Origin of the sequence: Rhodococcus cerastii (assembly GCF_033042195.1) — a bacterium.
Classification (GTDB): domain Bacteria; phylum Actinomycetota; class Actinomycetes; order Mycobacteriales; family Mycobacteriaceae; genus Rhodococcoides.
In genome coordinates, this window is the sequence record NZ_JAWLKF010000013.1 from 1 (window position 1) to 13,791 (window position 13,791).

General features: G+C 64.3%; 11 protein-coding genes. 5 read left to right on the top strand and 6 right to left on the bottom strand.

From position 1 onward, the window contains the following. Positions 1–1,232 precede the first annotated feature (1,232 nt). The 3 genes from gluQRS (at position 1,233) to R3P93_RS19410 (ending at position 3,870) form a co-directional block, all read left to right on the top strand. Entirely contained in the window at positions 1,233–2,093 is an 861-nt protein-coding gene (gluQRS, locus tag R3P93_RS19400; protein WP_317533790.1) for a tRNA glutamyl-Q(34) synthetase GluQRS, read from the top strand. Positions 2,094–2,196: 103 nt separating this feature from the next. Beyond that, a complete protein-coding gene (locus R3P93_RS19405; protein WP_317533791.1) occupies positions 2,197–3,048 on the top strand; it encodes a hypothetical protein in 852 nt (283 codons plus the stop codon). A 78-nt stretch (positions 3,049–3,126) separates the two neighbouring features. Further along, the gene (locus R3P93_RS19410; RefSeq protein ID WP_068054742.1) at positions 3,127–3,870 is read left to right on the top strand and encodes a queuosine precursor transporter; all 744 of its coding nucleotides are present in this window, start codon (positions 3,127–3,129) and stop codon (positions 3,868–3,870) included. On the opposite strand, the gene R3P93_RS19415 is transcribed toward R3P93_RS19410, so the two are convergent. Genes R3P93_RS19415 through R3P93_RS19425 form a run of 3 tightly spaced genes read right to left on the bottom strand, consistent with a single transcriptional unit; the run spans position 3,867 to position 6,746 of the window. Further along, positions 3,867–4,703: a PaaX family transcriptional regulator gene (locus R3P93_RS19415; RefSeq protein WP_317533792.1), complete on the bottom strand. Its 837-nt coding sequence runs from the start codon at positions 4,701–4,703 to the stop codon at positions 3,867–3,869. The two genes, R3P93_RS19410 and R3P93_RS19415, sit on opposite strands and share 4 nt — an antisense overlap. After that, entirely contained in the window at positions 4,684–5,892 is a 1,209-nt protein-coding gene (gene kynU, locus R3P93_RS19420; RefSeq protein ID WP_317533881.1) for a kynureninase, read from the bottom strand. The genes R3P93_RS19415 and kynU overlap by 20 nt, the downstream gene beginning before the upstream one ends. Further along, positions 5,892–6,746, bottom strand: a complete 855-nt coding sequence (locus tag R3P93_RS19425; RefSeq protein WP_317533793.1) for a tryptophan 2,3-dioxygenase — start codon at positions 6,744–6,746, stop codon at positions 5,892–5,894. Before R3P93_RS19425 ends, kynU begins: the two co-directional genes overlap by 1 nt. Positions 6,747–6,886: 140 nt before the next feature. Between R3P93_RS19425 and R3P93_RS19430 the strand changes: the two genes are divergently transcribed. Both R3P93_RS19430 and R3P93_RS19435 read left to right on the top strand, forming a co-directional pair. Next, positions 6,887–7,264: a BlaI/MecI/CopY family transcriptional regulator gene (locus R3P93_RS19430; RefSeq protein ID WP_037187682.1), complete on the top strand. Its 378-nt coding sequence runs from the start codon at positions 6,887–6,889 to the stop codon at positions 7,262–7,264. After that, positions 7,261–8,142, top strand: coding sequence for a M56 family metallopeptidase (locus R3P93_RS19435; RefSeq protein WP_317533794.1), 882 nt, complete (start codon positions 7,261–7,263; stop codon positions 8,140–8,142). The genes R3P93_RS19430 and R3P93_RS19435 overlap by 4 nt, the downstream gene beginning before the upstream one ends. Positions 8,143–8,144: 2 nt before the next feature. On the opposite strand, the gene R3P93_RS19440 is transcribed toward R3P93_RS19435, so the two are convergent. The 3 genes from R3P93_RS19440 to R3P93_RS19450 are packed head-to-tail and all read right to left on the bottom strand — an operon-like array spanning position 8,145 to position 13,755. Continuing rightward, the gene (locus R3P93_RS19440; protein ID WP_094669002.1) at positions 8,145–8,864 is read right to left on the bottom strand and encodes a VIT1/CCC1 transporter family protein; all 720 of its coding nucleotides are present in this window, start codon (positions 8,862–8,864) and stop codon (positions 8,145–8,147) included. Beyond that, positions 8,857–9,333 carry a DUF2231 domain-containing protein gene (locus R3P93_RS19445; RefSeq protein ID WP_317533795.1) on the bottom strand — a complete coding sequence of 159 codons (477 nt, stop codon included), beginning with the start codon at positions 9,331–9,333 and terminating at the stop codon, positions 8,857–8,859. Before R3P93_RS19445 ends, R3P93_RS19440 begins: the two co-directional genes overlap by 8 nt. A 51-nt stretch (positions 9,334–9,384) precedes the next feature. Next, the gene (locus R3P93_RS19450; protein ID WP_317533796.1) at positions 9,385–13,755 is read right to left on the bottom strand and encodes a non-ribosomal peptide synthetase; all 4,371 of its coding nucleotides are present in this window, start codon (positions 13,753–13,755) and stop codon (positions 9,385–9,387) included. Positions 13,756–13,791: the final 36 nt, after the last annotated feature.

The window sequence follows — 13,791 nt, forward strand, 5'->3', positions numbered from 1 at the left end:
CACTACAGTTACCAACAGCCCGCCATCGCGGCCTGAAAATAGTCATCTCCATTGTCCGAAATCCTCGCGGCAGATCAGTCTGATGGATTGCGGCACCGGACAACGGCGAGACCCCGAGGTTGCCGTTCTTTTGTGAACACATGCAGCAGCTGTGCGCGTGCCCTGGTGCGTGGTAGTCCCCTACGGAACACGTGACCGTCGAACGGTTCCGGCTTCCGCTGTAGTCCGGATGACCGATGGTCGTCCGCCGGCGTCGAACACGGAGACGACCTATGCCCTGCGAAGATATGCGCAGGGCGGGCAGGTCTCGTGAGACTCGCTCTACGGCAGAGCCTTGACCGCTCCCCTGCCTTCTTGGTCGGTCTTCGAGCCGCACTTGCAGGCTGTCGTGCTTATGCACAGCGACGGGTCCACTGACCATCTCCGCCGACTCGATGCATCCGTAGGATCCGTCAAACCCGCGCAGCAAGATGGCCGAGTCGCGGTGTTCGAAGACCTCGTCAGCCTAGCCGTGGCATCGCTTTCCCGCGGTCTAGCAAACTTCAGATGTCGTCGACCAGCAGCAGGTCTCGCGGTGTACGGGGTCGGTCCCCGCACGGACGTACTCCGGTCGGATCTCGGACACGATGGCGGCGACCAATTAGTCCCCCGTCGGGAACAGGTGATCCATTGTCCGGTAATGCCGGTTGACTGCCACGACCCAAGGTGCTGAAGGTGGCGACGGCGTAAGCCCGCTTCCCCTATTTCGGTGCGGGTATCCGCGGCGTGGACGAGGCAGGTCGCGACGATGATCGGGTCCGCCGCATCTTCACGTGACCATTTGCCTGACACCAACGGTGCAGCGGGTGCCACGCGGCCGCGTATGTCTTGCGCCTTCCCTCGGAACGGGGGGACTACATGGCACTCGCGATCTGCTTCGCGACAGCGGGCGGGATCTCGGGCTTAACAGCCACCGATTTACGCACCTTGGGAATGTCCGGGGCTCTGGTCACTGCAAGTATTCAGCCTTGCCGCTGTCCACGACGCCAGCTCGACACAGTTCACAGACATCTCTTCAGGCTATGCTGCACGCAGCTCGTGTTCCAACCGGGACGGTGCGGAAGAAGCAACTTTGACTCCGGTATCTGATTGTCCTGGGCCACAACAGATGAAAGTTTTCGCGGACGACGCAACTACCGTTCGGACCGCAACCATCATCCCGACCGCCAACACACAGAAACTAAGCTGCTCCCATGCCCGCCGGACGCTTCGCTCCCAGTCCTTCGGGCGACTTGCATCTAGGCAACCTCCGAACCGCACTACTGGCCTGGCTCTTCGCCCGCTCCACTGAACGGCGCTTCCTCATGCGCGTCGAAGACCTCGATCGCGTGAAGGCCGGCTCGGAGCAGCGTCAACTCGACGACCTCGCCGCCATCGGACTCGATTGGGACGGGCCCATCATGCGGCAATCCGAGCGTCGGGAGATCTACGACGCCACGATTCGCACGCTCACCGCAGCCGGGCTGACGTACGAGTGCTTCTGCACGCGTCGGGAAATCCAACAGGCCGCCTCCGCACCCCATGCTCCCGACGGGGCCTATCCCGGCACCTGCCGCAATCTCACCGCGGACCAGAAAGCAGCCAAGGACCGCCCACCCGCCATTCGATTACGTTCGCAGGTAACCGAATTCACCATCGTCGACCAGCTGCACGGCCTCTACAGGGGCCAGGTGGACGACTTCGTCCTCCGCCGATCCGACGGCGTCCCCGCCTACAACCTCGCCGTCGTCGTCGACGATGGCGCGCAGGGCGTCGACCAGATCGTGCGCGGAGACGACCTCCTCACCTCCGCGCCGCGGCAGGGATATCTCGCTCAGCTCCTCGGCCTCACCCCCGCCACCTACGTCCACGTGCCCCTCGCACTGAATATCGAGGGCAAGCGTCTGGCCAAGCGAGACGGCGCGGTGACCCTGCGCGAGCGGCCCGACGCGTGGTCGCTCATCACCGCCTCCCTCGGCATGCCGAGTGCGAAGAACGCCGAGGAATTGCTCGAACAGTGGAAGCCGAGGCAGGTGCCGCGCGAACCGTGGGTGTTCGACCCCGCGAACCTCTGATCTACGAACCGATCGAGATCACGTTGCAACGCGACAGCGCCCAACTGCACGCGAATCGGACGTACAGTGGCCGCGACAACTCTTCCCGAGGGAGAAGGACACGATGACCTCAGGCGGCTACGACCCCGACAAGGATCCACAGAACCCCGGCGGCTACCCGCCACCTTCCCAGGGCAACTACCCACCACCGCCCCAGGGCAACTACCCACCACCTCAGCAGGGCGGCTACCCACCACCCGGCAACTACCCGCCTCCCCCGCAGGGCAACTACCCACCCCCGGGCAACTACCCACCGCCCCCGCAGGGCAACTATCCGCCGCCCCCGGCCTTCGGTGAGTCACCGATGCCGACGCAGCTGTCCGTGGGAACGGCCATCGGCTACGGCTTCAACAAGTTCAAGGAAAATGCCCTCGTCTGGATCGGCATCGTCCTGATCGCCGCGATCATCCAGGGCGTTCTGAACTACGTGTTGAGCTCCGACAACTTCGTCCTCAGCTTGATCTTCAGTGTCATCGTCGGAGTCGCCACACTCCTCATTCAGGCGGCACTCGTCCGCGGCGCTCTGCACGAGGTGGACGGGATGAAGCCCGCGTTCGGGTCGTTCTTCCAGTTCAACAATGTCTTCGCCATCGTCATCGCCGGCGTCCTCGTCGGCATCGCAACCGGCATCGGCTACATCCTGCTGGTCATCCCCGGACTCGTCGTCACGTTCTTCACGTGGTGGACCTTCCAGTTCGTCATCGACCGCGGCGACGAGCCGATCCCCGCCATCAAGGCCAGCGCCAAGGCGATCGCGTCGAACGGTGGCACGATCTTCGTGCTCGCACTCGCCCTGTTCGGCCTCAACGTCCTCGGCGCGATCCTGCTCGTTGTCGGCCTGCTGGTGACCATTCCGATCACGATCATCGCCGGAACCTACGCCTACCGCGTCACGGTGCGCGGACGCGTCGCCTGACCTGAGATCCGCCTCGATGGGCGCGCATCCCTCACCCGGGATTCGCGCCCATCGTCGTCTCGGTGCTTGGATCGAGCAGTGACTACTACCGAACACACCGCCGCCAACGGCGGCACCGAGTCTGGGCAGGCCACGTTCGCTCACATCAGCCGGGGCTACTACCCCACCATCGTCGCGCTCTTCGTCGCGACGCTGCTGATCTCGAACGTGGCCGCCAGCAAAGGTGTCGCCTTCTTCGCCTCGTCCGACGTCATGCTCGGACCACTGCAGATCCTGCCGATCAACACCGACGGCGCATTCTTCCTGTTCCCCCTCGCCTACATCCTCGGCGACGTCCTCAGCGAGGTCTACGGCTTCAAAGCCGCACGCCGAGCGATCTACCTCGGCTTCGGCTCCCTGATCCTCACCTCGGTGTGCTTCTGGATCGCCATCGAACTTCCCGCCGCCTCGTTCTACGAGAACCAAGAGGCACTCGAAACCGTCGTCGGTGTCGTTCCCCGACTCGTCCTCGCCGGTCTCGCCGGCTTTGCCGTCGGCCAGCTCCTCAACTCCTACGTCCTGGTCAAGATCAAGGAACGCACCAAGGAAAAGCACCTGTGGGCGCGCCTGATCGGCTCGACCGTCGTCGGCGAATTCTTCGACACGTTGATCTTCTGCGCCATCGCCGCCGGCGTCATCGGCATCAGCACGTGGACCGACTTCATCAACTACGTCGTCGTCGGATTCCTGTGGAAGACACTCGTCGAGGTCCTCGTCCTTCCCATCACGTACCGCGTCATCTCGTACATCAAGAAGCGCGAACCGTCGTACCAGAGCAGTTAGCTCGCGACCCATTCTCGACTGACCTCGAGGTAGCGCCCTCGCGCTGCCTCGAAGGTCGCGACGGCCCGGGTTCCCGGCCAGTCCTCCGGCGTCATGGACGGCGGAAGGCCCGGGTCGACGTAGGGAATGACACGCCACTCGTCGAGCAATGGCACGAACGTGACGAACGCGTCGCGTGGGTCACCGGCCGGGACCCCACCGTCGTATGCGGCCAAGAATGCGCGATGCCGATCGGCGATGCCGGCCAGATCCCACCATTGCGCTGCGCTCTCACGCAACGTGGTCGGCGGCGCGACCTCCGAGGCGACGAACGTCGTCACGTAGGGCGAAAGCTCCAACGCGTCGACGATGGCACCGGCCTCGTCCGCGAGGTAGTCGGGTGCGATCCACAGACCGGGCGAGACTGTGCCGCATCCTATTCCGGTGAGCCGACGCCTCAGCTGGTGGCGCGCGGCGCGTTGGGTCTCGGGGATGGTGAACGAGATGAGCCGAAACGGATCGCCGTCGGCCATCCGCCGGAACCCGAAGATCCGACCGTCGCCTCGCGCGAACATTGCGTCGGCCTGCTCGGTGATGCGATAGCCGGTGCGGCCGTCTCGATTTTTCGATTCGACGACGCCCTTCTTCTTCAACCTGGCCACCGCGATGCGCGTGCTCTCCGGCGGCACCCCGAGCGCGTCCATCCAGACGACGACGTCGGCGATGGCGAACCACCCTCCTAGCGGGCGAACGTATGCCCCGAGCACCGTGCGCACCAGTGAGGTGGCGCTTCCCGGACGAGAGTCGAAGTCGTCGAGGATCGCCCCGGCAGTGCTAGGCGGGGAGTTCGTCACGGATAGCCACGATTCCCAGATACACCTCTCGGTAGGAAGTACTGAGAGGGCTCAATCCCAGGCGAATACCCTGCGGCGCGCGGTAATCCGGGATGACGCCCTTCTCCCACAGGCGAGCGGTGATCTCCTTGAACTCGGGGTGATCGATGGTGACGTGCCCGCCGCGTCGATTCGAGTCCTCGGGTGAGGCGATCTCCACCCCGAGCGGTACCAGCATCTCGCGGACCAGTTCGAGGGCGTATTCGGTGAGTGCGACGGACTTCGCGCGTATCGCGTCCATCCCCACCTCAGCGATCATCTCGATGGTGTCCTGCATCGCGATCATGCCGAACACCGACGGTGTGCCACTGATGACGCGTCGAATACCCTGTGCCGGAACGTAACCCTGCGCCATCTCGAACGGATCGGCGCGACCCATCCAGCCCCAGATCGGCTGGACGAAATCGCCTTGAAGATCACTGCGCACGTACGCGAAGGCCGGTGATCCCGGGCCTCCGTTGAGGTATTTGTAGGTGCACCCGACGGCCAGATCCACTCCCCAGGAATCGAGTTCGAGCGGTACCGATCCAACGGAGTGGCACACGTCCAGCAGCATCAAAGCTCCGGCAGCGTGCGTGATGCGCGTCGCCTCGGCCACGTCGACGAGGAAGCCGGAACGGTAGGCGACATGGGTGATCACCACCAAGGCGGTGTTCTCCCCCACCACCTCGGCGAGTTGCTCCGGTTCGATACCACCGCGGCGGTCCGTCTCGATCCACCGCAGGGTCATATTCAGCTCTGCTGCAATACCTTCGAGCAGGTATCGGTCGGTCGGAAAGTTGTCGCGGTCGATGACGATCTCGGTGCGGCCCGGCCGCATGGCGATCGCCGCCCGCGCCAGTTTGTACAGCAGTACCGTCGTCGAATCGCCGATGGTGGTCTGACCGGACGCTGCCCCGAGGGTGGCGTCGGCCAGGGCGTCGCCGATGGTGACGGGGAGGTCGAACCACTGCTCGTCCCAACCACGGATCAGGCGTCCACCCCAAGCCTGCGTCATGAAGGTGTTGATCCGTTCGACACTGGCCTTGGTGGGCCGGCCCAGCGAGTTGCCGTCGAGATATGCACTGATCGACGGGTCGTCACTGCCGAGGAATTTGTCGCGGTAGCTGCGGAGTGGATCCTTCTCGTCGAGTTCGAGTGCGCGTTCCATCATCGTCCGATTTCCGTTCTCACAGCGAGCAATTCGGGGAAGAAGGTGAGTTCGAGTGCCTTCTGCAGAAATCCGACGCCACTCGAGCCTCCGGTCCCGCTCTTCATTCCGATGGTACGGAGCACCGTGCGCATGTGCCGGAAGCGCCACAGCTGGAAGTTCTCCTCGAGATCGACGAACTCTTCGAAGGCCTCGTACACCGCCCAATGTTCGGTGTGGTTCTCGTAGACGAACTTGATCAGCGGCATCAGGTCCTCGTTGAACGTGTATGCCGCGGTCACATCGCGATCGAACGCTGATGCCGGCACCTCGTACCCCTGCCGCGCCAGCGATTGCCAGAAGGCGTCGTACAGGCTCGGTTGGTGCAGCAGAGTCGAAAGCTGTTCGTGAGCAGCCGGATCGGACTCGAAGACCTTCAGCATGCCCGCGTTCTTGTTGCCGAGGACGAACTCCACGGCCCGGTACTGATACGACTGGAAGCCCGAGGAGTTGCCGAGGAAGTCGCGGAACTGCGAGTACTCCGTCGGGGTGAGCGTGGCCAGGACGGACCACTGCTCGGTCAGCGTCTTCTGAATGTGCTTGACCCGGGCAACACATTTCAGCGCGGTACCGATGTCGTCGGCATCGAGAGCCGCTCGCGCGGCCAGGGTCTCGTGCAGCACCAGCTTGAGCCACAGTTCGGTGGTCTGGTGCTGAATGATGAACAGCAGTTCGTCGTGATGCTCGGGGGTGCTCACCGGCTTCTGGGCGCTGAGCAACGTGTCGAGGTCCAAGTACGCGCCGTAACTCATACGGTCGCTGAAGTCGGTGACGACGGTCTTCTCTAGCGCGCGGGTATTGCCTTCGACGCTCATGGCTGGTCCTCGAGGTGATGGGCTGGTGAGGCCAGCGTATTACAGATTCGTGCCGCCCGCCAGATCGACGACATATCGCGGTTTCGCGAATGCCACCCGTCGCCTATCCTCGAAGTAATCGAGTCGAGTGAGGAATCGCAGTGCGTAGAGCGTCCGGACAGTTGGAGGAGTCGATCCTCGAGTTGCTCGGCGAGCACACGGAACTCTCGGTGGCCCAGGCCCGCGAGCATCTTGGCTCGGATCTCGCCCACACCACGGTCATGACCGCTCTGGTGCGCCTGCACGGCAAAGGCCTGGTCGATCGCGAGCGGCGCGGGCGGTCCTTCGTTTACACCCTCAACGCCCCGGTCGACGAGATCCCGGCTCTTCGGGCTGCGATGCGAATGCGCACCGAACTCGGTGCCAGAGCCGAACGCGCAGACGTACTGGCCAGCTTCGTGGCCGCACTCGACCCCGAGGACGAGGCGACGCTGCGCGAACTGCTCGCCAAGTCGGACGCAGCCGAGCAACACCCATGACCCTGCTCCTGGTCGTCGCCGTGCTGCCGTGGGTGCTGTCGCTGCTGCTGGGATTCGGAGCCGATCAGCTCGACCGTCGACTCAATCCGTCGACCGCCGTCGTCCTGTTGCCCATCCTGTCCATGGTGACCGCATTCTCCGTGGCAGCGTCCATGGCCGCACTCGCTGCGGTACTGCTGGCGTCAGGTGAGATCGCCTGGGTGTCGGTGGGAATCATCATCTGCGCGTGGATGTTCTGGCGCGTGGTCGAGGTCGCCCGCCATGTTCGACGCGTCGCCGTCGGTGCGTCGATCGCATCGGAATTCGGCGACGAAGCGCGGGCGACGGGCGGCATCGTCGTGGTCGACTCCGACGTTCCCGACGCCTTTGCCGTCCCCTCCGGCGGAGGTGCCGTCGTGGTCACCACCGGCCTTGCGGAGGCTCTGTCGGACAACGAATTACGCGCCGTGGTCGAACACGAGCGTGCGCACCTTCGGCATCGCCACAGCGTGTGGATCCAGATGTGCGAAATCGCGGCTCGTCTGGATCCGATTCTTGGGCCGGTGCCGTCGAAGGTCCGGCACGCCGCCGAGCGTCAGGCCGACGAGAGCGCAGCGACACTCGGTCGTCGAGACACGTTGTCTGCCATCGCCAGAACCGCCCTGCTGCGCAAACACCTCGACCATGGAAACCGCGCGCTCGCCAGTACCGGCGGCGACGTCGTTCGCCGCGTGCAGGCCCTCAGCGAACCACCACGGCACCGTCGTGATCGCGGGATTCTCGCGGCCGGGCTGGTGCTGATCCTCGCCTTCACCGTCATTTCCACGGCACTGTTCGATGTCGTTCAAGATGTGGTGGCCCCCGAAACCGGAGAAGTCGCCACCTCGATCTTTCGCTGATCTCAGATACCGGCGACGCCCGCCAGTTGGCCGATCGCATAGGTGACGGCCATCGCGATTGCGCCACCGATCACGATACGAGTCACCGCCGGCCGACTCGGCGCACCGCCGAGGCGCGCACTGATGGTTCCGGTCAACGCCAGAGCCAGCAACACGACGACAAAGGTGACCGGAATACGTTGCGAAGCAGGCAGAAGCAGGATCGAGAGCAACGGCAAAAGCGCACCGCTGATGAACGACACCGCCGACGATGCGGCCGCTTGCCATGGATTGGTCAACGCGTCGGGGTCGATTCCCAACTCGACGTCCACGTGCGCGGCAAACGGATCGTGTTCGGTGAGTTCGCGCGCAACGGTCTGGGCAGTCTCTGCCGAGAGCCCCTTGGCCTCGTACAGCGCCGCGAGCTCAGCCAATTCTTCCTCGGGCTGCTCGTCCAGCTCTTTGCGTTCCTTGATCAGCAGGGATCGCTCGGCGTCACGCTGCGTGCTCACCGAGACGTACTCCCCGAGTGCCATGGACACAGCTCCCGCGACCAGGCCGGCAACACCTGCGGTGAGCAGCGACCCCCTGTCGGTGGTGGCCGCTGCGACTCCGACCACCAGGCCGGCAGTGGAGACGATGCCGTCGTTCGCGCCCAACACGCCTGCCCGCAGCCAATTCAGCCGACCGGACATATCCGCATGCGGTTCGTGCTCGTGCAGGCTCGGCTCGGGCTCACTCATCGACGGCCGTCACCGATACGTCATCCCATGCGGCGCGCGCGCCGGACTCACCGATTCTGTACACCTGGACGATTGTGGTCGCTCCGACCACCACTGCCAACACCACCACCGCGATCGACTGCCATCGCACGGGGGTAGTGCCCCGACGCTCACGCAGATGCAGGAACACGAGCGCCGCGGCGACGACCACAAGACCGACGGAGAAGAAGATCATCCAGTCGCCGATCTCGGCGTGCTGTTCGACCGCAGCGGTCTCGGGGACGCGCTTCTCGAGCCACTCGCCTGCCTCGGTCGTCAGCGGCGTCAGCACCAGCGTGAACACCGCCAGGGCTGCGATGAGCCACACGAGACGGCTGCGCACACCGGACCAGATACTGGCCGCGATGGCGAGCAGCGCGGTCAGCGGTGCCAGCACCACGATGAAGTGAACGAGAAGAATGTGGGCCGGTAGGCCGTTGAAGGTGGACATGCGTTCTCCCGCTGGCTTGGATAGTCGCGTGCACCTCACGCACAGCACATGCTACACGTTGTGTAGTAGTTGCATGGATGGATCTAATGCCGCCAGGGATCGCCACGCTGAGTCGGGTGCTGCGACCATCGCACGCACGATCTGCTCGAGACTCCGTCCCAACGCGACAACGGTATTCGCGTCGAACAGTGCTGTGGGATAGACGATGTCGACGTCGATACCGATAGCCTTCCCTTGGTCGTCCCGCCGTTCGGTGACGTGCAGATGCAGGTCGCACTTGGCGATGTCGATCGGTCGGGGCGTGATCTCGACACGCGTGTCCCCCAGGTCGAGGGTTGCGGCGGTGAAGACGTCCAACGAGAGCGCGACCTGGAGAATCGGGTGCTGCCCGGCCGCCGTGTCAGGAGCGAGTTCGGCGACGACATACTCGAACGGAACCGCTGCATGGTCGAAGGCGCGCAGCTCGCGCCCACGGGCCGCCTGCACCACGTCTTCGACGGTCGTAGCGGACGCGATGTCCGTCCGAATCGCGACGGTGTTGGTGAAGGTACCGACCAGCTGCTCGAGCCTCGGATCGTCGCGCCCGGCAACCGGGGTTCCGACGACGATATCGGTGGAGTCCGTCACCTCCGCGAGCAGAATCAGCAGTGCTGCGCGCAGCACGCTGAATCGTCCTGTCCCACAATGCTGGGCCAGTTCGGTGATTTTCTCCGTGGCGGGTGCATCGAAGCGAAGCGATGTGCGCGCACCGGAGAAGTCCCACTCCTGCGGACGTGGTCGGTCCAACGGCAACTCTGTGCCGCTGGGGACACCTGCGAGTTCCGCGCGCCAGAACTCGATGTCGGCCGATACATCCCGATCGGCGGCCCAGACACTGTAATCGGCGTACTGCAAGGGTAATTCAGGCCACGACGGTGCACTGCCGGCCATCCTGGCCTGATAAGCCAGTACGAAATCCGACGCCAGCAGCCCGAGAGACCACCCGTCCGCTGCGATGTGGTGAACGGCGCACGCCAGCACGTGGTGATCGGGTGCTAACGCGAACAGTCGAGCTCGGATCGGGAATTCGGTACGCACGTCGAAGGGCTGCTCGAGGGTCTCCGTCACTGATGGTGCATCGAAGTCCAGAACGTCGAGGTTCGGTGCCACCCCAGCAGAATCCTGCTCGATCACCTGAACTGGAATCCCGTCGACACCCGGATAGCGCGTGCGCAACGTGCGGTGTCGCTCGATCAGATCGGTCAACGCCTGCGAGGCTGCCGCTGGATCGAACTCCCCGGTTATCGAGACCGTGAACGGCAGATTGGACAGCGGTAGCGCTGCGCTTCGATCGATGTGGCGCTGTTGCGGCGCCAGCGGAATTGCAATCACGCCCTGCGACATGCCTTGTTCAGGTCGCGAATTGTGTTGTAGTCCAAGAAGACGGCGTTCATCGATTCGTGCCGCGAAGGCCTGCACGGACGGAGCCACCGCAAGGTCTCGTACGCCGATGTCCACCGATGCCTCGGCCCGGATCGATGCGACGACCCTGGTCGCGGCCAGTGAGTCACCACCGAGGTCGAAGAACGATGTGGCGCAGTCGATGTCATCTGTGTCGAGTACACGCGAGAAGGCTGCCGCCACCATCTCCTCGGTTACACCGGACGGCGCAGTTCGATCCCCGGTCGACACCAAGGAGAGATCGGGTGCCGGCAGCGCTCCGCGATCGATCTTCCGGTTGATCGTCAGCGGAATCTCGTCGAGAACCGAGATCGTCGCCGGGACCATGTGGGCAGGCAGACGCCCCACGAGATCGTTGCGGATTCGCGTCGTGTCGACGAGCTCCCCCGGCCGCTTCGGGACGATGTACCCGTCGATACGGAGGTCACCGGAACGGCTGCGGTGCAACGACGACGACGCCGCAGCGACCTCCGGATGCGATCGCAGTGCAGCGTCGACCTCCCCGAGTTCGACGCGATTGCCGCGGATCTTGATCTGGTCGTCGGTGCGTCCGAGGAACTCCAGCGTCCCGTCTCCGCGTAGACGCGCCCGATCTCCGCTGCGGAACATCCGAAGACCGGTGCTGCCGAACGGATTCGCAACGAAGCGAGCTGCCGTTTCTGCGGTGCGCCCGAGATATCCGCGCGCAACGCCGGGGGTCTCGATGTAGATTTCGCCGACTGCACCCGAGGGAACCGGCCGCAACGCCCGATCGAGAAGGTGAATCACCGTCCCCACCATGGCTCGACCGATTCCGTCCACGCTGCCCGGGTTCAGAGCCTCGGTCATGGTGACACTGCAGGTCGTCTCGGTGGGCCCGTAGGCGTTGAGCAGTCGTCGACCCACCGACCATCGACCGACGGTGTCCTGCGGTGCCGATTCACCGCCGATGATGATGGTCCCGACATGCGACAGGGCTGCGGGATCCAGCGTGGCCAGCGCCGAGGGCGTGATCAGCAGATGTGTGATCGATTGCTGGGCAATCAGTTCCGACAGTTCCGCGCCGCCGTAGCTATCCGGCGGAGCGATCACCACTGCCGCGCCGGCGGTTGCTGCGGCAAGCACTTCGACCACAGCGGTATCGAACCCGGGAGAGGCGAGATGACAGACGCGCGACTCGGCGTCGAGGTCGTAGCTGCTCCTGATCTGTTGCACCAGAGCGGCGATGCCACCGTGGGTGACGACGACGCCTTTGGGAGTGCCGGTGGAGCCGGAGGTGTAGATGACGTACGCCGCGTGGTGTGGTGTCGTCGGCGCGGGTTCATCACCCGGGCCTCCCTCCGCGAGAACGTCATCGAGGCTCAGCCACTCCACCACACCCAGCTCGGCACCTCCGGTGCACAGGCCCAACACCGCTCCGCTGTTTCGCACCACGAACTGCGCTCTCTCGCGCGGGTGATTCGGGTCGACCGGAACGTACACCGCACCGACTCGTGCGATGGCCCAGAACGCGACGACGCCCTCCGCGGATCGGCCGATACGCACAGCGACCCGGTCCTCGGTACCGATTCCTCGCGCACTCAAGGCGGATGCGAGTGCGGCGACTCTCTCATCCAACTCCGCGTAGGTGACCGACACCTCCGCATCCTGGATCGCAATTCGATTGCCGTGCCGAATGATTGCCATCGAAAAGACGTCGTTCAGAGATCCACGCTCGGTCACGGCCGCGCCCACCGAGGCGGGCGTCGTACACCGCTCGTCGGGCAAGAACAGGTCGAGGTCTGCTATCGCGGTATCGCCGTAGCCGGATTCGGCGAAACGGTCGAGAAAGTACAGGAATCGAGCATGGTGGCGCGCCAGGTCGCTCGGTGTGTAGGCGGCAGGGTTGGCCTCGAAGTCGATGCGAGGACGCGCTCCACCTCGACCGGGGTAGATGTTGACGGCGAGGTCGGACACCGGGCCCGTCGTCAGAATGTTGATCTCACCGTCGAAGTCGCCGATGGCCACGGTGTTCGCGAACATCATCACGTTGATCGTTTGCCCGAAAAGCCCTGCGCTCAGCGCATTACCACTCTCGGAGAACTGAGGTCTGCTGCGCTGATGGCGGAGCACGGCACCGATCGCCACCTCGGTGGACTTGATCACGTTGTTCACCGTCGCAGATCCGATGCCCGGCAGGCTCAGCGGCACAACGTTCGACAACGAGGAACCCGCCCGGCGCAACATCGCCGTCGGCCGCGCCGAGACCGGCAACGACAGATCCACGTTCTCGGTGTCGTTCATACGCGCCAGGTACGCGGCGAAGGCAGCGATCACCACAGTCGATGTCGCATAACCGGCAGCGGTCGGAGAAACCGATCGATCCTTGCCGACGACGATCGGCACCGATGCAGGTTGAACAATTCGGCCGAGAGGCTCGGCGTGACCCAGGTCTGCGGACTGCCAGTGCGCTCGATCGCGTCGTGCGCGGGCGGAGGTGCGGTAGCGCTCGTCCTCGGCGACAAGCGCGGCCGGCGTCGTCGGGTCGACAGCCACAGGCTCGACGCCACCGGACGCGGCGGCATACAGGGCCGCCGCCCGCTCGAGCACCTTCATGGAGGCATAACCGTCGAGCGCGATGTGATGGGCTCGGGTGTACCAGAACACGCGATCGTCCCCGACGCGAAGGACACACAACCGCACGAGCTGGCCGTCCATCGAGAACGGCGTGCGGCAATCGTCTTCCATCCACTGCGTCGCCGCGTCGGCCGGCCGGTCGTGTTCGCGGAAATCGAGGATCTCCACCCTGTCGGTCTCCCGAGGCTCGAACCGCTGCATCGGGGTGCCGTCGACCTCGATGATTCGCATCGTCGACGACGAGAACTCTCGATGCGCCCGGCTACCGCACTCGACCAGCGAGTCCAGGTTCACAGCGCCGATGATGTCGACGAAATACGCAATGGTGAAGGGCACGTCCGGCATGAACTGTTGAGCAATCCAGATATCGGCCTGGGACGAACTCACAGGTAAGGCGTCGTCGAACATGGTGGTCCCCCCAGG

Excerpts from the sequence above, each read along its gene's own strand:
- kynU (WP_317533881.1), bottom strand. The coding sequence starts at position 5,892 with ATGGAACGCGCACTCGAACTCGACGAGAAGGATCCACTCCGCAGCTAC.
- R3P93_RS19435 (WP_317533794.1), top strand. The coding sequence starts at position 7,261 with ATGACCCTGCTCCTGGTCGTCGCCGTGCTGCCGTGGGTGCTGTCGCTG.
- R3P93_RS19445 (WP_317533795.1), bottom strand. The coding sequence starts at position 9,333 with ATGTCCACCTTCAACGGCCTACCGGCCCACATTCTTCTCGTTCACTTC.
- R3P93_RS19425 (WP_317533793.1), bottom strand. The coding sequence starts at position 6,746 with ATGAGCGTCGAAGGCAATACCCGCGCGCTAGAGAAGACCGTCGTCACC.
- R3P93_RS19440 (WP_094669002.1), bottom strand. The coding sequence starts at position 8,864 with ATGAGTGAGCCCGAGCCGAGCCTGCACGAGCACGAACCGCATGCGGAT.
- R3P93_RS19405 (WP_317533791.1), top strand. The coding sequence starts at position 2,197 with ATGACCTCAGGCGGCTACGACCCCGACAAGGATCCACAGAACCCCGGC.
- gluQRS (WP_317533790.1), top strand. The coding sequence starts at position 1,233 with ATGCCCGCCGGACGCTTCGCTCCCAGTCCTTCGGGCGACTTGCATCTA.